Source organism: Chryseobacterium potabilaquae (assembly GCF_902728265.1).
Lineage (GTDB): Bacteria > Bacteroidota > Bacteroidia > Flavobacteriales > Weeksellaceae > Chryseobacterium > Chryseobacterium potabilaquae.
This window is the reverse complement of sequence record NZ_CACVBR010000001.1, coordinates 74171-96434: the sequence shown is the minus strand read 5'-3', so window position 1 is coordinate 96434 and position 22264 is coordinate 74171. Positions and strand designations below refer to the sequence as shown.

The following is a 22264-nucleotide window of genomic DNA, read 5'->3' as shown; positions in this document are numbered from 1 at the left end:
CCCAAACAAAATTGAACTTAATTCCTTATCCACAGAATATAAAAATTAACAAAGGTGAATTTATAATTCCTAATGTATTGGTTCTAAGTAATCATCTTCCTAAGGAAGAAACAGAGTATCTAAAAACAAAATTAAAGATTAAATTTCAGGAGTCAAACCATAGAAATGCACAAATAATATACTCAAAGTTAGAACCTTCCGAATCTTCCGTAAATAATGATGGATTTTATACGCTTACTATTTTACCGTATCAAATCCAAATAAGTTCTTATACCAATCAAGGATATTTTTTAGCGATTCAAACAGTCATTCAATTATTTGAAGAATTTAAAAATGAGAAAAAAATTCCTGCTTTAAAGATAGAAGATTATCCAAAGTTTTCATGGCGTGGAATGCATCTGGATGTATGTCGGCATTTTTTTACAGTGGATGAAGTCAAGCAATATATTGATTATTTGGCTATGTATAAACTTAATACCTTTCATTGGCATTTGACGGATGATCAAGGATGGCGAATAGAAATAAAAAAATATCCGAGACTTACCCAAGTAGGTTCAAAACGTAAAGAATCCATGATCGGTGCTTATATTGATCATACTTTTGATGGTAAACCTTATGGACCTTATTTTTATACTCAGGAGCAAATAAAAGAGGTTGTTGAATATGCTAAAGATAGACATATCACCATTGTTCCCGAAATTGAAATGCCGGGACATGCTTTAGCCGCATTATCTGCTTATCCTGAACTGGCCTGTACAAAAGGCTCATTTGAACCTGCTACGGAATGGGGTGTTTTCGATGATGTTTTTTGTCCGAAGGATGAAACATTTCAATTTTTAGAAAATGTCTTAGATGAGGTAATAGTACTTTTTCCATCACCCTATATTCATATTGGAGGTGATGAATGTCCCAAAACGAGATGGAAAGAGTGTACGCATTGTCAAGAATTAATTAAGAAAAATAATCTAAAAGATGAACACGGTTTGCAAAGTTATTTTATTCAAAAAATTGAAAAATATGTAAACAGTAAAGGGAGAAAGATTATAGGTTGGGATGAGATTCTTGAGGGAGGATTAGCTCCCAATGCTGCCGTAATGAGCTGGACCGGAATCAAAGGAGGAATCGAAGCAGCAAAATCGGGACATTTTGCAGTAATGACGCCTGGTTCTTATTGTTATTTTGATCACTATCAAGGAGATCCACAAACTGAACCGAATGCTTTTGGTGGTTTTACCCCTTTGGAAAAAGTATATTCTTACAACCCGATTCCGACAGAATTGAATGAAAAAGAAGTAAAATATATTCTAGGGGTTCAGGCTAATCTATGGACGGAATATATTTTGGATTTTAAACACGTACAATATATGATTTTTCCAAGGTTGATGGCACTTTCAGAAGTAGGATGGGGAACTTCAGATGCTAAAGATTATAAAGAATTTGAAGGAAGAGTAATTAATCAATTTAAAAGATTAGATAAAATGGGAGTGAACTATGCCAAAAGTATCTATAATATTTCTGGAAAAGTAATTCCCAATGGCCATGGAGTAGCTTATGAACTTTCAACTTCGCAAAAAAACAAGAGAATTCGATATACGATTGATGGAACTCAGCCTACTATTAATTCTCAAGTCTATCAAAGTCCGATTCCTGTTTCAAAATCCTTGATAATAAAATCAGCTTATTTTGAAAATGGAGAATTAAAAAGTGCTATTTCGTCTCAAGAGTTTAATACTTCAAAAACGATGGGCAAATCCATTATATTAGAAGAGCAGCCCAGTGAAAATTATTCTTTTGGCGGGGCTTTTACTTTGGTGGATGGGATTATTGGAAATCAGAAACAATTAGGAAAGACTTGGTTAGGTTTTCAAGGAAAAGATGCTACAGCAACTATTGATTTGGGAACTAAAACTGAATTTTCGGAAATTTATTTTAACGTATTAGAGAATAAAGGAAGTTGGATTCATTTAGCTAAATCAGCAACAGTTTTCCTTTCCGATAACGGTAAAGATTTTAAAAAAGTGAGCGAAATTAGTAAAGATGAAATTCAGAAAGCAAAAGGAAAAATTAAGATAAATATAGGAGAACAATATTCAAAATATATAAAAATTAAAATTGAAAATGCAGGAATAATTCCTGCCGGAAACCCGGGTGCTGATTCAAAAGCTTGGCTTTTTATAGATGAAATTGGTGCTTTATAATCCTAAACTCTACTTAACTATGAATTCTAGAAGAAAATTTATAAAAAATACAGCATTGGCCTCTTCAGCTTTATTATTCAATCCTCTGGATTTAATTGCTAAAGAATTGCCTGAAACTAATAAAATTGTTAATCAACCTATTGTATTATCTACATGGAGCTTTGGGATAAAAGCTAATGAGGAAGCTTGGAAGATTTTAGGAAAAGGAGGAAAAGCATTGGATGCGGTAGAAAATGGGGTACGTATCATTGAGCTCAACCCTAATGAAAGAAGTGTTGGATATGGAGGGAGGCCGGATAGAGATGGCAGAGTTACATTAGATGCTTGCATTATGGATGAAAATTATAATATAGGATCTGTAGCGTGTCTCGAAAATATAAAAAATCCTATTTCTGTAGCGAGAGCTGTCATGGAAAAAACGCCTCACGTAATGTTGGTAGGAGATGGGGCTTTTCAGTTTGCTATTTCTCAGGGGTTTAAAAAAGAAAATTTGTTAACAGCCGAGTCTGAAAGAGAATGGAAAGAATGGCTAAAGACGAGTCAATATAAACCTATTGTCAACATAGAAAATCATGATACGATAGGAATGATCGCATTGGATGCACAAGGTAACCTTTCAGGAGCTTGTACCACAAGTGGTATGGCTTTTAAAATGCATGGGCGAGTGGGGGATTCTCCTATAATTGGAGCAGGATTATTTGTTGATAATGAAGTGGGTGCAGCAACGGCTACTGGGCATGGAGAAGAAGTTATCCGAACAGTGGGAACCTATCTTGTTGTTGAGCTTATGAGACAAGGGAAAACTCCGCAACAAGCTTGCAAAGAAGCAGTGGAAAGAATAGTGACCATTACTAAAAGAAGGAATAAAAATTTAAATGATATCCAAGTGGGCTTTATTGCTCTCAATAAAAAAGGAGAGTATGGTTCATATTGTGTTCAGGACGGATTTAACTTTGCGGTGTATGATCAGAAAGGAAACCGTTTAGAAAAGCCTGGATTTGCTGTAAAGTAGCTTATATGAATCAGTCCAATTTTAAATGTAATAATAAATGTCAAAAATAGAAATAGCATGTTTTAATCCGGAGTCCGCAATGATAGCCTTCGAAAATGGAGCAGATAGGATAGAGTTGTGTGATGGATTGAGTGAAGGTGGGACTACACCAGATTTTGAAATAGTAAAAGAACTTCGTGAAAAAATCAATATTCCGATTTTCGTAATGATTCGTCCGCGTGGTGGTAATTTCACTTATTCTGATATAGAGTTTGAACAGATGAAATCTGAATTAATTCAATTAAAAACTTTAAATATTGATGGTTTTGTTTTCGGAATTTTAAATGAAAATGAAGAGGTAAATGAGGAACAAAATAAAGAGCTAGTGGAATTGGCAAGACCTTATCCATGTACTTTTCACCGCGCATTTGATAGAGTCAAAGATTTGGAAAAATCTTTAGAAAAGGTAATTGAATGCGGTTTTAAAACTATCCTTACTTCCGGCCAGAAATCGAATGTTTCAGAAGGAAAGGAAAATCTGAAAAAGTTAGTTGAACTATCCAATGGAAGAATCGAAATTCTTGTGGGTGGCGGACTTCGATCTACTAATATTAAAGAATTAAGAGAATTTACCCGTGCGGGGTATTTCCATTCTTCTGCAATTATGGATGGTGGTGCTTTTGCTAATGCAGAGGAGATTATTGCTTTGAAGAGTATGTAATTTTAATAAGCAGTAATGGATAAATCAATCTTTTTTGTTTTCTTTTTTATTCAAGTTTTAATGAATGCACAACATTCAGAGCGTAATTTGTCCTCTGAAAAATGGCAGTTCAAAAACTCTAAAGATCAGAAATGGCTTCCGGCAAAAATACCAGGAACAGTGCATTTAGACTTGATGAATAATAAAATAATCCCAGATCCTTATCAAGATGAGAATGAAAAAAAAGTTCAGTGGATAGAACATGAAAATTGGGATTATCAAACATCTTTTAATCTTTCTCAAAAAGAATGGGAAAATCAGAATATAGATTTGGTTTTTAATGGATTGGATACATTTTCGGAAATTTATGTAAACGGAACGCTTATACGAACTACGGACAATATGTTCAGACGATGGCTCATTCCTGTAAAACAATATTTAAAATCAGGTGAGAATATTCTGAAGGTGAGGTTTAGCTCTGCAGTTAATAAAGGAAAGGAATTGGCGAAGAATGTTCCTTTCACGATGCCTGAATCTCCTAGGAGTTTTGTGAGAAAAGCTCAATATCAGTTTGGATGGGATTGGGGTCCAAGATTGGTTACAGCAGGAATCTGGAAAGATGTAAAATTACATTTTTGGAATCAGGCTACATTTGAAAATATAAAGATTGAACAAAAAGGAATAACAAAGAAAACAGCAGAATTAGTGGTTCATTCAGAAATTTTTGCTCGTAAAGAAGGGAAATATAAAATACTAATCAATAATACTTTTCAAAATATTTCTTTAAAACCCGGTGTAAATGTCATTTCCATCCCTTATCAGATCAAAAATCCAAAATTATGGCAACCCAATGGATGGGGAGAGGCTCATTTATATACGGTTAAAATTTCTCTTGAACACGATTCAAAAAAAATCACGGAGCAAACAGAAAAAATAGGGATAAGAACGATTGAATTAATTCAGGAAAAAGATACCAATGGAAAGTCTTTTTATATTAAAGTTAATGAAAATCCGCTCTATATAAAAGGGACCAATTGGATTCCTGCGGATAGTTTTTCGCCAAGAATGACGAAAGAGAAATATCAAAAATTAATTAAAGATTGTAAGGAGGCCCATATGAATATGATTCGCGTTTGGGGAGGAGGGATTTATGAAGATGATGAATTTTATAAAGGTTGTGATGAAAATGGGATTCTTATTTGGCAGGATTTTATGTTTGCAGGAAGTTTTTATCCGGCAGATGAATCTTTTCAGAAAAATGTAGAATTTGAAGTGAAAGATCAGATTGAAAGACTTCAGAATCACCCTTCATTGGGTTTATGGTGTGGAAACAATGAAGTCGATGAAGCAATAGTTAATTGGGGGTATCAGAAGCAATTCAAATATTCAAAAGAAGATTCTTTACAGGTTTGGAAGGATTATAAGAAAATTTTTCATGAAGTAATTCCCAATGCCATCAAAAGATATGCGACCAGTGATAAAACAATCTATTGGCCCAGCTCACCTTCAATTGGTTGGGGACATAAAGAAAGTTTAGCAGAAGGAGATTCTCATTATTGGGGAGTTTGGTGGGGTGAACAACCATTTGAAATATATAATGAAAAAGTAGGACGATTTATGTCAGAATATGGTTTTCAAGGAATGCCAAGCCTTGCTACTACAAAGGCAATGTTTTCCGGTATGCCTAATCTTAGTTTACAAGATGAAACAATTAAGGCCCATGAAAAACATACTAGAGGTTGGGAAATTATCAATAAATATATGGAACGTGATTATAAAGTTCCAACGGATTTTGTCAAATATAATTACATATCTCAATTGTTACAGGCACGGGGAATGCAGATTGCTATTGAAGCTCATCGTCGTGCAAAACCTTACAATATGGGAACTTTGTATTGGCAGCTGAATGATTGTTGGCCCGTTGTATCATGGTCATCCATTGATTATTTAGGAAACTGGAAAGCTTTGCATTATCAGATAAAAAGGAGTTTTGAAAATCAAGTCATTTTAGCCGATGAAAAAGAAGGGATTCTTAACTTTTATGCAGTTAATGATGAATTGAAAAGGTTTGAGAATATTTATCTTGAAATTCAGGAGAATAAGTTTAATGGAGAAATTTTAAAAACCATTTCTTCTGTTCCGCATGGAAAAATTTTAGAAGAGTTTGTAAAGATGGATTCCATAAATCTTGAACAAATAATTGGAAACAAGAATGAAACTTTTTTAAAATTAACCTTAAAATATGGTAATGGAAATATCCTTGCTAAAAATAATTATTTCTTTGTAAAGCCTAAAGATTTAAACCTTTCAAAACCCAATATTCAGATCAAAAAACTTTCCCCCACTGAAATTGAAATTTCCACAGATGTTTTAGCAAAAGATGTGTATCTTATGGGAGATATACATTTCAGTGATAATTTTTTTGATTTATTACCCGGAAGTTCAAAAAGAATTTTACTGTCTAAACCGTTGGAAAAGATTGAAGTAATGAGTCTCTGGGACGTGATGCATGATGAGATATTATAAAATTTTAATAGAAAGGTTTTATAAAATAGTGAAAACGGGATAAAAAATATTATTTTCTATGTTCAACTAAAAAATCAACCGTAAATTTGTATCCTATTTCTTTATAATTATGGTAAATTTTGTTTTGATTGCAGTATGTATTATCGCAGGAATGGTATTCAAATCAACAAAATCGATCCATCCTGATGCACACAAGGGAATCAATACCTGGATTCTATATGTGGCTCTTCCCGCAGTCTCTTTCAAATACTTACCTAAGGTTCATTGGACAATGGAGATGCTATTTCCTATTGTAGCTACGTTCCTGATTTCCATTTTCTGTTTCTTTTTTATGATGTTCTATAGCAAGAGCAAAGGGTATACCAGGAGGTCAAGAAGTACTCTGGAGTTAACGAGTGGCTATAGTAATACTTCGTTTATAGGTTTTCCCTTAATCAGTGCTTTTTATGGTGAAAGTTTGCTAAGCATTGCCATTATATGTGATCAGTCCATGTTTTTTGCGCTTTCCACTTTAGGGATTATTGCAGCTGTGAAAGGGGGAAGCAGATCAGGAAAAGTAAGCGCAAAATTTATTTTAAAAAGATTAATTACCTTTCCGCCATTGGTCGGCTGTATAGCAGCATTAATATTATCTCAGTTTATTGATTTTACCTTAGCTGAGCCCTTTTTTGATAAACTAGCAGCAACAGTAAGTCCATTAGCTTTATTTTCAGTTGGATTACAATTGAAATTCAACGGATGGAAAAAACTGATTCCTCAAATGTCGACCTCGATGGTGTATAAGTTAATCCTAGCTCCGGCAATGGTTTTAGTATTAGCTATTATATTGGGTGTAAAAGGGGATGTAGCTAAAATTACCATTTTTGAAGCGGCGATGCCAACGGTAGTTACCTCTAGTATCATAGCAGAACAATTTCGGCTAAATACTAAATTGACAAATTTAATTATAGGAGTTAGTATTATCATGGGATTTTTTACCTCGGCAGTATGGTATACTATTATAGATCTTATATTTTAAAAATATACTCCAATTTACCACTCATAATTTATTGTTTTTCAATTTTGAATTAGCACTTCTTTTGCTAATTATGAGATATGCTTTCTTTATTTCTTTATTTTGAATTTTACTGAATTTTTTATTGACAAGATGAGGCAAATATTATATAATCGGATAGGATTAGAGGCCTAGAGGCTTTATATATCAGAAATTAGTCAATATAAAATAAATAATGGTAAATATGAAGAAAATAATTGTTATAAATAATTCACAATTTAATAAAAAATTCTTACGCTATTTACATTTTTTGATATAGATAAATATTGAAAAAATTAAGAATCTTAATTTAAAAGTTCGTTTGATTAAATATCGAAGGATAGTCTAGTATAAGAGTAAAGAGAACTATTGATAATGGGGTAGATCAAGTTTGAACCCAAAATGAATATATTTTAATGATTACCTTTATATATTGGACAGACTTTAGTGGGTCTGACATTGATTTATTTTTTTCCGTTTGCCATCCATACCTTACGCCCCAAATTGTAAACAAGCAAATGAAGTATAAGAATAAAGAAGCGGCTTTATCCTATCTCTTAGGAAGACTTTTACTTTGGTATGGAACGATTGATCTTTTGGGAAGCAGCTCCCCGTTGACCCTTTGTTTTACTAACCATGAAAAGCCTTATTTTAAAGAGGGGCCTTTTTTTAATATCAGCCATTCGGGGAATTATGTTGCTTGTGCGATTAATAGCAAGTATAATATTGGAATGGATCTGGAAATTATAAAGCCTATTTGTTATACTGACTTTCAGGATTATTTTACTATTCCCGAGTGGGATTATATTGTTGATTCTGCGTCACCTACTCAAACTTTTTATAAGCTTTGGACAAGAAAAGAAGCTGTCATAAAAGCGGATGGGAAGGGATTAGGAATTCCTTTGAATAGCTTTAGTACGCTAGAAGATACGTTATATTTTAATTCCCAACATTTTCTATTTGAAGAGCTTGATTTTTCTTCAGAGTATATGGGACATTTGGTTGTGATGAGTGAAAGTGATTTTTCTAGTAATTCAACCGAACATATTTCTCATTTTATTCCTCTAGAAGAACTTCTTATAAAACTAAAAACCTTTCCCTTTTTATTATCTGATTTAAATTAATAATTATATACAACACAAATGAAAAACCCTCAATTTTTAATAAAGCTCACTCCTTATCAAGAATCTTTTTATCATGAATGGATGCTTAATCCCTTAAGGAGTGATTACAATATGACCTTTGATCAATCGATGTCGGGAGTTTTAGATATTGAAAGACTCAATACAAGCTTAATAAAATTAATAAATAGTCATTTATTAATGAATAGTAATGTTGTGGATATATCGGATGAACTTTACTGGAAAAATAGGCCTTTATTATCTGAAGATACCCAAGTTCTCAAGTATTTTCCTCAGGAGTTAAGTCGAGAGGAATTATTAGATTTGGTATTACAGCCCTTTGATCTTGAAAAAGATCAGCTAGTAAGGTTTTATGCTATTCAATTAAATGATGGGAGGTATAGAATAGTGTATGTATTCTCCCATATTATAGTAGATGGATTAAGTACTCATTCCTTATATGATGAGGCCAGTATTTATTATAATGATCCCCATTATATAAGTTCAGTGAGTCTTTCTGATCAGGCCCGTTTACATGAAGAATTGAGTAATCAATTTGATGAGCTTTTCAATAAAGGCAAATTGGAGATGACCAATTTTTGGAAAAAGCATTTGGAGGGTTTAGAAAATATCGGATTTAAATTTTTACAGACTGGGTCATTAAAGGAATATTCAAATGCTATTGCTATCAATAAGATCAGTGAGTTTAGATTTGAATTTGAAGAAGATCTTTTTTTAAAAGTAAAACAATTGACAAGAAGTTATAAACTTACTCCTTATACTTATGGTCAAATAATATTGGCAATAGCTCTTCATCGAATTACGGGAGTAGGCCAACTAGGGATAAATTATCCGGTAGGTATAAAGGAAGGTCAAAGTTTTATATTTGGAGCCCATGTGAATACGATAATCAAAGGCTATCATTTTACCTCTGAAACAACTCTTTCCGAGCTTATTGATCAAAATCTAGATTATGTTACAGCTTTAAAGAAAACCAAAGGACAGTACCTACCCATTGCAGAGCTTATTAGGTATGCTCCGACTTCTGATGTATTAGAGTTTAGTTTTGTTCAGGCTAATCTTAAAGATATTGCTATTAATTATGAAGGGTTGTATGATATAGTTATTAATAATGAGTTGAATATAGACTTGTTAGGGAAAATTATATTTGAACAGGAAATAAAAGAGAATCATTTAAACTACAGGGTTAAATATGATACTTTTGAATTAGATTCAGAATTAGTTTGTCAATTTATAGAAATCTACAAAAGGTTATTCGTTGGAGTATTACATGATATATTGTCTCATAAAATAGATACACGTATATCTTCTTATGAATTATTAGATAAAGAGAGTTATCAAACAATCCTTCATGGTTGTAATGCCACGGAATTAGAATACGACACAAGTCTCACGATTCATGAGTTATTTCAGAGACAGGTAGAGAAGACTCCTGATCATATTGCTTTGGTGTACGAAGATGTAAAGTTAAGTTATAGAGAGCTTAATGAGAGATCGAACCAATTAGCTCATTATTTACTACAAAATTATAAGGTTAGGCCTGATGAACTCATTCCCTTATGTTTAGAAAGATCTGAACAGATGCTCATAGGAATCTTAGGAGTTTTGAAGTCAGGCGGAGCGTATGTTCCGATGGATCCTAATTATCCCATGGATCGTATAGAACATATTCTGGGAGATACCAAGGCCAGATTGGTAATAGGAGAAGAATATACTACTCAAAATCTCGGTGAATTTAATCTTAGTGTTATAAGTTTAGATAGCCCAGACATAGAAAACTCACTCAATAGCTGTTCCACAGAAAACCCCAATACAGAAGTAAGTTCAGGTGATTTATCGTATGTCATTTACACGAGTGGTACAACAGGAAAGCCAAAAGGGGTAATGATAGAACATAGTGGGGTTGTGAACTTGGTTTCTGATTTATATTCTCGTTATGACTTAAATAGCGCAGATGTTATTCTCCAGTTTGCTAATTATGTTTTTGATGCCTCTGTTGAACAAATGTTTTTGGCTCTTTTACACGGGAATACTTTAGTTTTGATCAAAGATAAAAGCTATTTGAATGAAGAGCTATTTCTGAAGACTCTCTCCGATCATAATGTTTCTTATATGCATTTTACACCTTCCGTATTAAAAGGGATTGATGTCACAAAAGTTAAGAGTTTACGTGTATTAAATTCAGGAGGAGAACATTTAGCTGATGATTTATATAATCGATTACAGAATAAACAATTTAGACTGGTCAATTCCTATGGCCCAACAGAAACAACAGTTACTTCTATAGTTAATACGGGAAATGGCTTTAATAACATAGGACGTGCTATAGCAAATACGACAACCTATGTCTTAGATGAGTATTTACGTCCAGTACCCGTAGGAGCTATAGGAGAATTGTATATAGGAGGAGTTGGTTTATCAAGAGGGTATTTGAATCTTGCTGAGCTTACAGATGAGCGTTTTCTATTGAATCCTTTCCAAAGCGAAGATGAAAAAGAGATAGGTTATAATGATCGTATGTATAAAACCGGAGATTTGGCTCGCTATCTTGCTAATGGAGATTTGGAATATATAGGTCGTAATGACTTCCAGGTAAAAATACGAGGATACCGAATCGAGCTTGGAGAGATAGAGAATGGGTTATTGAGTTATGAAGGGATTCGTCAAAGTGTTGTACTGGCAAAGGAGAATAGTTCAGGGTTAAAATATTTGGTAGGTTATTATGTATCTGATATTTCATTTAATCCTGAAGACTTATCTGTGTATTTATCAGGATTACTTCCGGAGTATATGGTTCCTTCTGTGTATGTTCATTTGGAATCACTTCCTGTTACGCTTAATGGTAAGTTAGATCGTAGAGCGTTACCTGAACCTAACTTCACAGGAGATAAAGAATATATTGCACCAGAGACTTCTCTTCAGCGAGATCTGGCAGCAATTTATAGCGAAGTATTGGGTTTACCTGTAGAAAGTATCGGTTTACATGATGATTTCTTTCGCTTGGGAGGAGACAGTATCATCAGTATCCAACTCGTGAGTCGTTTACGAAAACGATTATCCTTATCCTTAAGTGTTAAAGAAGTCTTTACCTATAGAACAGTGTATCATCTTTCTGAGCTCTTAGAAAGTAGAAAGCATGAAGAAGGATTGTCTCTTATTACTGAACAGGGAATATTAGAAGGTGAAGTTTCATTATTACCGATTCAGGAATGGTTCTTCCATGAAGTAGAGTTGGGAGAACATTTTACCTCTTTCCATCATTGGAATCAGTCCTTTATGATTCATGTTCCTGAACTGGATATAGATATATTAAAACAAAGTCTCCTACAATTAGTAGAGAAGCATGATGCCTTACGGCTATATTATTCTAAGACAGATCATGGCTATCTTCAAGAGTATAGAAAAGAAGCTATATCTCCTGATTTGAGTATACTTGATCGTAGAGATGTAAGTGAAGAAGAATTAGTAGAAGTCTTTACTTCTTGGCAGAGTGGATTTGATATTATTGAAGGTCCTTTACTTCATGTAGGGTATATCCATGGTTATGAAGATGGAAGTTGTCGTGTTCATTTCTGTTTCCATCACCTTATTATCGATGCGGTAAGCTGGCGAATCTTAACAGAAGATCTTGAGTTGATGTATAGATCTCTTAAGGAAGGAAATACCAACCCATTGTATGTAAAAGGAAGCAGTTACCGTCAGTGGGTTGATGTGGTTAAGACTTATAAAGATAATAGTGCTACCTCCCGAGAAGAAGAACTAACGTATTGGAATAGTATTATAGAGGATACAAAGAATAGTAGTCTTCATATCCAGAGTCTTAGTAGTTCTCTCTATCATCATTCCGATTTGGTATTGGATAAAGACTCCACGAGTCGTTTACTTCGAGATATTCATGGTGTCTATCATACTCAGATCAATGATGTCCTTTTATCCGCTTTCTCTTTGGCTCTTTGTGATTTCACAGGTCTATCAGCTCATGGTATTGTATTAGAAGGTCATGGAAGAGAGGATATTTTTCCGGGAATGGATATTACTGAAACAGTAGGCTGGTTTACCACGATGTATCCCATAGTGTTAGAGAGAGGTAAAGATGTATTCTCTACACTAGTTCATACGAAAGAGTCTTTGAGAGGTGTTCCTCATAATGGGATAGGTTATGGAAGTCTTATCGGCTATACAGATGGTAATCTTCCTAGAATTAGTTTTAATTACTTGGGACAGTTGGATCAACAGGAATCTGTATCAGAGAGTTGGCATATCGTAGGGGAGAATAGTGGAGAATCTGTGGGAAGAGATAATTTGGATTCTCATCTTCTTACTATCAATGGTGCTGTGGTAGGAGGAGAATTGTATTTTGGATTAAGAGGCTACTTCAGTGAAGAAGAGATGATTCGTTTATCAGTATTGTTTAAAGGATACTTAGAGCAGCTTGTGAATGAGTTATCAGGGATAGAGAGAAGCTACCTTACGGTGTCAGATGTGGATCATATTCTGAGTTCAAGTCAACTAGCTTCTATTCAGGAAGAGATAGAGATTGATTCTGTATATTTAGCCAGTAGTCTTCAGGAAGGTTTTATCTACCATGCTTTAAGTCAGGGAGATGTAGATGATTCTTATCGGGTACAGCTTTTATGGGATTATCATGGAGGGGTTGATTTGGAGAAGTTAAAGGAGTCTTGGGAATATGTTCAGAAGAAGCATCCTGTATTAAGAACGAGATTTGATTGGTCAGAGTCTATTGTTCAGGTGATAGATAAGATAGGTTCTGTGGACTGGCGTTGTATAGATCTGAGTGGATATGATGAAAAGGAAAGAGAAGATAAGATCAAATCCATTGTTCAGAAAGACAGAGAAGAGCAGTATGATCTTTCTAAATCAGGACTCTTTAGAGTCTATGTGTGTCAACATTCCGAGATTCATTATACATGTATCTTCAGTAATCATCATGCGATCTTGGATGGTTGGAGTATGCCTGTACTGTTTAATGATATTCATACCACCTACCTTAGATTATTGAAAGGAGAAGTAGTATCTTCTATGGTGGATATATCCTATGGAGAATCCCAGAAGTATCTTCAGAGTCATAAGGGAGAGAGTGATTCATTCTGGAAGGAGTATATGTTGCTATTAGAAGATAGGGAGGATTTGAGTAGTTTACTTACAGTCTCAGAGAAGCATACGAATCTTTCAAGCTATCGCCATATTCAGGATCCTCAATTTTTAACCTTACATATCAAAGAGCAGAGGTATACTTTGTTAAAGAATTTAATCTCTAAGGAGGGCTTAACAGTTAATGCGGTGTTACAATATTTATGGCATAAACAGTTAAGTATCTACAGTCATCAAAGAACGACAGTAGTAGGAACGACCCTTTCTGGAAGAAGTTTACCTGTTGAGGGGATTGAGAGTTCAGTAGGTTTGTATATCAATACCCTTCCCTTGATTGTAGAGCATAAGGAAGGTAAGGTTATGGATGTAATAGTAAACCTTCAATCTTCCGTAAGTGATCTTAACACATACAGTGATAAGAGTCTATCAAGTCTTCAAGATAATGGAGAGCGTTTATTCAGTAGTTTATTTGTGTATGAGAATTATCCTATATCCGATGGAGATGTTTCTGAGGATTTAGATATTCGATTCCGGGATTCTATAGAGAAGGTGGATTATCCCTTAAGTTTAATTGCGTATGAGAGAGGAGAGGAAGTGAGTCTCACGTTAAACTATGAAGGATTGTTATTTGAAAGAGCTATGATGTCTCAGATACTAGAAGGAATGGAGTTGATGTTAGATCAGCTTTTGGAAGATCCTACTATTACTACAGATAGGCTGTCGTATGTTTCAGCTTTTCAATATCAAGACCTGATCCATAATTGGAATATAGCGGGAGTAGAATACGACACAGCTGCTACCCTTCATGAATTATTTGAGAGACAGGTAGAGAAGACTCCTGATCATATTGCTTTGGTGTATGAAGATGTAAAACTAACGTATATAGAACTTAATGAAAGATCTAACCAATTGGCTCATTATCTTTTAGAAACATACAAAATCCAGCCTGATGAACTCATTTCCTTATGTTTAGAAAGATCAGAGCAGATGCTGATTGGAATCTTAGGAGTCTTGAAATCAGGCGGAGCCTATGTTCCCATGGACCCAAGTTATCCTATGGATAGAATAGAATATATTCTGGGAGATACCAAGGCTAGATTGGTAATCGTTGAAGAGAATACAAAAGGCAGATTATATGATTATAAGAAATTAATAGATACAGAAGCAGAATCTTCAAACCTGAGTATCATAAGTCTGGATTCTTCAGAGATGAAAGCTGAAGTGAGTACTTGTTCTCCAGCAAATCCCAATACAGAAATAAGTTCAGAAGATTTATCTTATGTCATTTACACGAGTGGAACAACAGGTAAGCCAAAGGGAGTGATGATAGAGCATAAAGGGGTTGTAAATCTTGTAGAGTTTATGATATCCTCTCACAGACTTAACGAATATACGAATGTAGGTTGTTATTCGAATTATGTTTTTGATGCTTTTGCATGTGAAACCTTTCCTGTTCTGTGTAATGGAAATACGTTGTGGTTGTATACTAATGAACATAGAAAATCTGTAAAAGATCTTAATGAGTATATTACAGATCATGGTATAGAAGTATCGTTTATTCCTCCTGTCTTATTAAAAGAAATGTTATCGGATACAAGTCTTAAGCTAATATTTGCAGGAGGCGAATCTTTCCCTGATATTAGTGATTTAAACCGTGATGATATTATTTTAATTAATGAATATGGTCCTACAGAAACTACAGTATGCGCTACTTATCATCATTATCATGAGGATGGTAATGCTCTTAATATAGGTCAATCTATTGCCAATACCACAACTTATGTACTGGATGAATACTTACGTCCTGTACCAGTTGGAGCTATAGGAGAATTGTATATAGGAGGTTTGGGATTATCAAGAGGGTATTTGAATCTTGCTGAGCTTACAGATGAGCGTTTTCTATTGAATCCTTTCCAAAGCGAAGATGAAAAAGAGATAGGTTATAATGATCGTATGTATAAAACCGGAGATTTGGCTCGCTATCTTGCTAATGGAGATTTGGAATATATAGGTCGTAATGACTTCCAGGTAAAAATACGAGGATACCGAATCGAGCTTGGAGAGATAGAGAATGGGTTATTGAGTTATGAAGGGATTCGTCAAAGTGTTGTACTGGCAAAGGAGAATAGTTCAGGGTTAAAATATTTGGTAGGTTATTATGTATCTGATATTTCATTTAATCCTGAAGACTTATCTGTGTATTTATCAGGATTACTTCCGGAGTATATGGTTCCTTCTGCTTATGTTCATTTGGAATTATTCCCCATGACTCTCAATGGCAAATTGGACCGAAGAGCCTTACCAGAACCTAGCTTCACAGGAGATAAGGAGTATATTGCTCCAATGACTGTTCTTGAAAAACAATTAGCAGAGATCTATGGAGAAGTTTTAGGTTTACCAGTAGAAAGTATCGGTTTACACGATGATTTCTTCCGTTTGGGAGGAAACAGTATTATGGCTATTAAACTGATTAGTAAGATTCATCAAGGATTAGACTTACAGGCCAGTGTAGCGATGGTGTTTAGTCATAAAACTGTCTTTGGGTTAGCAGGAGTACTAGAAGGTTTAGAATCAGGAGTTAGTGAAATGATCCATCCTATAGCGGTTCATCATCCTGAGCAGCAACTTTTATCTTTTGCTCAGGAGCGTTTATGGTTTATTGATCAGTATGAGGGAGGAAGCTCAGCGTATAATATTCCTATGGTTTTTGGATTATCATCACAAGTTGATCTTAGCATTTTAAAAGAATCTTTTAAAGTCCTTCTATCAAGACATGAGATTCTACGTACTTTGATTGTAACAAGCTCCGAAGGAATCGGGTATCAGTATGTGAGTGATCAGCAGTTCAGTATTAAAGAGACTGATGTATTTAACTCTAGAGAATTAGAAAATCTTATCTCTCAAGAAATCACTAGAGTTTTTGATTTGTCCCAAGAACTTCCTATTTCAGTTCAAGTATTCCATGAGAAAGAAAAGGATAATAACCATGAGCTCAGCTCTTATATCAGTATAGTAATTCACCATATAGCTTTTGATGGTTGGTCTAGTGATATCTTTTTAGAAGAACTACATGTTATCTATAGGGATTTATTATCAGGAACCCCGGTTTCTTTACGCTCGTTACGAATTCAATATAAAGATTTTGCTTTATGGCAAAGGGGTTATCTTCAAGGTGAAGTATTAGATAGGCAGTTAGAATACTGGAAGGGTAAGCTTTTAGAAGTAGAACCATTAAATCTTCCTTTAGATTATCCTCGTCCCTCAGCTATTTCTTATGAAGGAAATACAATACATTTTAGTATTTCAGATACTCTAGCTGGAGACCTTCGATTCTTGTCTCAAGACTTAGGAGTGAGTTTATACAATGTGATGCTGGGAGGTTACTACTTGTTATTATCCTCTTATTCGGGACAAAAGGATATAGTATTAGGCACTGTGGTAGCGAATCGTCATCATGCAGGCTTAGAGGATTTGATCGGCTTTTTTGTAAATACATTGGTTCTTCGAGAAGAGATTGACTATGGAGTATCAGTAAGAGATTTTATTTTGCAAGTTTCAGATTCAGTATCTCAGACTCAGGTGCATCAGGATGTACCCTTTGAGAAATTGGTAGAAGAGTTGGGAGTAGTTCAGGATGTATCTCGTCATCCTCTATTCCAGGTGATGTTTGGTTTGCAGAGTTTTGGAAATGAAGCAAAGAGAATGTATGGAGATGGCTCTTTGTTTCATGAATTTGAAGGAAATGTTTCGTATGATGTAGCCAAGTTTGATTTGAGTGTTATGATAGATGATGATGGAGAAAGTTTATCCGGAACTTTTAATTATGCTCAAGGATTATTCAAGGAAAGTACAATTGATCATATGATTAAGACGTATGTATATCTTTTAGAGCAGATGGTGTCTCATTCAAAAGATAATAGCTCAGAGTTAAAACTTGAAAACCTATCTTGGATAAGAGAAGAAGAGTATAGTGGAGATGGGATCTTCTCCAATCTTTTGGATACTTATTCAGAATACGACACAAGTGTTACAATTCATGAGTTATTTGAAAGACAGGTAGAAAAGGCACCTGATCATATTGCTTTGGTGTATGAAGATGTAAAGTTAACATATAGGGAACTTAATGAAAGATCTAACCAATTGGCTCATTATTTATTACAAAACTATCAGATTAGGCCTGATGAACTCATTCCCTTATGTTTAGAAAGATCTGAGCAGATGCTGGTTGGAATCTTAGGAGTCTTGAAGTCAGGCGGAGCGTATGTTCCGATGGATCCTAATTATCCTATGGATAGAATAGAACATATTCTGGGAGATACTAAGGCTAGATTGGTAATCGTTGAAGAGAATACAAAAGATAGATTATATGAGTACAAGAAATTAGTAGATACAGAAACAGAATCCTCAAATCTGAGTATTATAAGTCTGGATTCTTCAGAGATGAAAGCTGAAGTAAGTACTTGCTCTACGGACAATCCGAATACAGAAGTAAGTTCCGGTGATTTATCGTATGTCATTTACACCAGTGGAACAACAGGAAAGCCTAAGGGAGTAATGATCGAACATAAGAATGTGGTTCGTTTATTCAGTGCTACAAATCACTGGTATGGATTTACAGATAAAGATGTATGGAGCTTATTCCATTCGTATGTTTTTGATGTGAGTGTATGGGAGATGTGGGGCGCCTTACTTCATGGAGGAAAGCTATTGATTCCTAGTTTAGAACAAACTAAAGATTTATATTTATTTTTTGATGTATGCTATAAAAATAATCTTACGGTATTATGTAAAACCCCTACAGCCTTTTACCAGTTTATAGAAGTCGCTTTATCTCAGGATGTGAATCTTTCTAAACTTCGTTATGTCATCTTTGCAGGAGAGGCATTGAACTTTGCTTCTTTGGAACCTTGGTATGGTCGCTATCCTGAGAGTCCAAGTTTAATCAATATGTATGGTACAACTGAGACTACAGTTCATGCGAGTTATAGAGTGCTTGATTCGGGAGAGTTAGGGAGTTCGTCTATGGTAGGAAAAAGTATTCCGGATCAACGGATTTATGTGTTGGATGAGTATTTACGTCCTGTACCCGTGGGAGCCGTAGGAGAATTGTATATAGGAGGTTCGGGTTTATCGCGAGGTTATTTAAATCTTCTAGAGCTTACAGAGGAACGTTTTCTGGTTAATCCTTTCCAGAGTGAAGAAGAGAAAGCAAGAGGTTATAATGATCGTATGTATAAGACAGGAGATTTAGGCCGTTATCTTCCAGGAGGAGATTTGGAATATATAGGCAGAAATGACTTCCAGGTTAAAATCAGAGGATTTAGGATAGAATTAGGAGAGATAGAAAACGCCTTATTGAGTTATGAAGGTATTCGTCAAAGTATTGTACTGGCAAAGGAGAATAGTTCAGGATTGAAATATTTGGTAGGTTATTATGTATCGGATAATGCAGTTAATCCTGAAGACTTATCTGTGTATTTATCAGAACGTCTTCCGGAGTATATGGTTCCTTCTGTGTATGTTCATTTAGAAGAGTTTCCTCTTACGATTAATGGGAAGTTAGATCGTCGTGCATTACCTGAACCTAACTTCACAGGAGATAAGGAGTATATCGCTCCAACAACAGCTCTTGAAAAACAATTAGCGGAGATCTATGGTGAGGTTTTAGGTTTACCAGTAGAAAGTATAGGTTTACATGATGATTTCTTCCGTTTGGGAGGAAACAGTATTATGGCTATTAAACTGATTAGTAAGATTCATCAAGGATTAGGTTTACAGGCAAGTGTAGCAATGGTGTTTAACCATAAGACTGTCTTTGGATTAGCAGGAGTACTGAAAGATTTAGACTTAGGAGGAGGTGATATGATCCGTACTATAGCGGTTCATCATCCTGAGCAGCAACTTTTATCTTTTGCTCAGGAAAGGCTATGGTTTATTGATCAGTATGAAGGGGGAAGCTCTGCGTATAATATTCCTATGGTATTTGGATTATCTTCCAGGGTTGATCTTAGCATTTTAAAAGAATCTTTTAAAATTCTTCTATCAAGACATGAGATTCTACGTACTTTGATTTTGACCAATTCAGAGGGAATAGGTTATCAGTATGTGAGTGATCAAGAGTTCAATATTAAAGAAACATATGTATATAACTCTACGGAGTTAAAAGGTATTGTCTATCAAGAAGTTAATAGGGTTTTTAATTTGTCCAAAGAACTTCCTATTTCAGTTTGTGTATTCTATAAAAAAGAGAAGGCTAAAAATAATAGTGAGTATATCTCTTACATAAGTATAGTAATTCATCATATCGCCTTTGATGGCTGGTCTAGTGATATCTTTTTAGAAGAGCTACGATCTATATATCAAGACTTGTTAACGAATAGTTCCGTTTCTTTACCCTCGTTACGAATTCAATATAAAGATTTTGCTTTATGGCAAAGGGATTATCTTCAAGGCGAAGTATTAAGGAAGCAGTTGGAATATTGGAAAGGCAAGCTTTCGGAAGTAGAACCTTTAAATCTTCCTTTAGATTATGCTCGTCCTTCTGCTATTTCTTATGAAGGAAATACAGTACATTTTAGTATTTCAGATACTTTAGGAGAGGAACTTAGACTCCTGTCTCGAGAATTAGGAGTGAGTTTATACAGTGTAATGCTGGGAGGATATTATTTGTTATTATCTTCTTATTCGGGACAAAAGGATATAGTATTAGGTACTGTGGTAGCGAATCGTCATCATGCAGGCTTAGAGGATCTGATCGGCTTTTTTGTAAATACATTGGTTCTTCGAGAAGAGATTGACTATGGAGTATCAGTAAGAGATTTTATTTTGCAAGTTTCTGATTCAGTATCTGAGGCTCAGATGCATCAGGATGTACCCTTTGAGAAATTGGTAGAAGAGTTAGGAGTAGTTCAGGATGTATCTCGTCATCCTTTATTCCAGGTGATGTTTGGACTGCAGAGTTTTGGAAGTGAAGCAAAGAGGATGTATGAAGAAGACTCTTTGTTTCAAGAATTTAAAGGAAATGTTTCTTATGATGTAGCGAAGTTTGATTTAAGTGTTATGATAGATGACGATGGGAAAAGCTTATCAGGAAGTTTTAATTATGCTCGAGGATTATTCAAGGAAAGTACGATTGATCATATGATTAGTACGTATATATATCTTTTAGAGCAAATAGCATTTTATCATAAAGCAGATGGACCAAAGTTACTGCTTGAAGATTTATCTTGGGTAAGAGAAGAAGAGTATAGTGGAGATGGAATCTTCTCCAATCTTTTGGATACTTATTCAGAATATGACACAACTGCTACTCTTCATGAGTTATTTGAGAGACAAGTAGAGAAGACACCTGATCATATAGCCTTGGTGTATGAAGATGTAAAGTTAACGTATAAAGAGCTTAATGAAAGATCAAACCAATTGGCTCATTATTTACTACAAAATTATGAGATTAAGCCCGATGAATTGATCCCTCTATGTTTAGAAAGATCTGAGCAGATGCTGATTGGAATCTTAGGAGTTTTAAAATCAGGAGGAGCCTTTGTTCCTATGGATCCTAATTATCCCATGGATAGAATAGAGCATATTCTGGGAGATACCAAGGCCAGAATGGTACTCGTTGAAGAAAATACAAAAGACAGATTATATGATTATAAGAAATTAATAGCTACAGAAGCAGAATCCTCAAACCTAAGTATCATAAGTCTAAATGCTTTAAATATAGTAGACTCTTTGAGTACTTGTTCCGCGGATAATCCGAATACAGAAGTAAGTTCAGGTAACTTATCTTATGTGATTTACACCAGTGGAACAACCGGTAAGCCAAAAGGGGTAATGATAGAGCATAGAGGGGTTGTAAATCTTGTAGAGTTTATGATATCCTCTCACAGGCTTGCGAACTATAGAAATGTAGGTTGTTATTCGAATTATGTCTTTGATGCTTTTGTGTATGAAGCCTTTCCTGTTCTTTGTCATGGAAATACGTTGTGGTTGTATACTAATGAACATAGAAAATCGGTAAAAGATCTTAATGAGTATATTACAGATCATGGTATAGAGGTATCGTTTATTCCTCCTGTCTTATTAAAAGAAATGTTACCGGATACAAGTCTTAAGCTAATATTTGCAGGAGGCGAATCTTTCCCTGAAATCGATAGAAAGGAATATTCAGATATTATTTTACTTAATGAGTATGGTCCATCAGAATCTACGGTATGTGCTACTTATCATCATTATCATGAGGATGGTAATACTCTTAATATAGGTCAACCTATTTCCAATACCACCACCTATGTTTTAGATGAGTATTTACGTTTATTACCCGTGGGAGCTGTAGGAGAATTATATATAGGAGGAGCCGGTTTATCAAGAGGCTATCTGAATCTTCCTGAGCTTACAGCGGAGCGTTTTTTAGTAAACCCTTTCCAGAGCAAAGAAGATAAAGAGAGAAGTTATAATGATCGTATATATAAGACTGGAGATATAGTACGTTATCTTCCGGGAGGAGATTTGGAATATATAGGTCGTAATGACTTCCAGGTAAAAATACGAGGCTATAGAATA

The 22264-nt window shown here is 34.7% G+C and carries 7 protein-coding genes (1 of these 7 only partly in view); all 7 read left to right on the top strand.

Going from position 1 to position 22264, the window contains the following annotated elements; genetic code table 11:
- Positions 1–11: 11 nt before the first annotated feature.
- The gene (locus tag CHRY9293_RS00295) at positions 12–2198 is read left to right on the top strand and encodes a beta-N-acetylhexosaminidase (RefSeq protein ID WP_228455428.1); all 2187 of its coding nucleotides are present in this window, start codon (positions 12–14) and stop codon (positions 2196–2198) included.
- A 19-nt stretch (positions 2199–2217) separates the two neighbouring features.
- Entirely contained in the window at positions 2218–3210 is a 993-nt protein-coding gene (locus tag CHRY9293_RS00290; protein ID WP_162031079.1) for an isoaspartyl peptidase/L-asparaginase family protein, read from the top strand.
- 37 nt (positions 3211–3247) lie between these two features.
- Positions 3248–3910: a copper homeostasis protein CutC gene (locus CHRY9293_RS00285; protein ID WP_162031078.1), complete on the top strand. Its 663-nt coding sequence runs from the start codon at positions 3248–3250 to the stop codon at positions 3908–3910.
- A gap of 15 nt (positions 3911–3925) precedes the next feature.
- Positions 3926–6415, top strand: coding sequence for a beta-mannosidase (locus CHRY9293_RS00280; protein WP_162031077.1), 2490 nt, complete (start codon positions 3926–3928; stop codon positions 6413–6415).
- 109 nt (positions 6416–6524) lie between these two features.
- Positions 6525–7433, top strand: a complete 909-nt coding sequence (locus CHRY9293_RS00275; protein WP_162031076.1) for an AEC family transporter — start codon at positions 6525–6527, stop codon at positions 7431–7433.
- A gap of 431 nt (positions 7434–7864) precedes the next feature.
- A complete protein-coding gene (locus tag CHRY9293_RS00270) occupies positions 7865–8572 on the top strand; it encodes a 4'-phosphopantetheinyl transferase family protein (RefSeq protein ID WP_162031075.1) in 708 nt (235 codons plus the stop codon).
- A gap of 18 nt (positions 8573–8590) precedes the next feature.
- A protein-coding gene (locus CHRY9293_RS00265) for a non-ribosomal peptide synthase/polyketide synthase (protein WP_162031074.1) crosses the window boundary here: on the top strand, positions 8591–22264 show its beginning. It continues 13695 nt past the right edge of the window; the window shows 13674 of its 27369 coding nt (coding positions 1–13674); the start codon lies at positions 8591–8593; its stop codon lies off the right edge, out of view.

Bases quoted from the DNA above. Each gene is read 5' to 3' on its own strand.
- CHRY9293_RS00290 (WP_162031079.1), top strand. From the start codon at position 2,218: ATGAATTCTAGAAGAAAATTTATAAAAAATACAGCATTGGCCTCTTCA.
- CHRY9293_RS00285 (WP_162031078.1), top strand. From the start codon at position 3,248: ATGTCAAAAATAGAAATAGCATGTTTTAATCCGGAGTCCGCAATGATA.
- CHRY9293_RS00280 (WP_162031077.1), top strand. From the start codon at position 3,926: ATGGATAAATCAATCTTTTTTGTTTTCTTTTTTATTCAAGTTTTAATG.
- CHRY9293_RS00275 (WP_162031076.1), top strand. From the start codon at position 6,525: ATGGTAAATTTTGTTTTGATTGCAGTATGTATTATCGCAGGAATGGTA.
- CHRY9293_RS00270 (WP_162031075.1), top strand. From the start codon at position 7,865: ATGATTACCTTTATATATTGGACAGACTTTAGTGGGTCTGACATTGAT.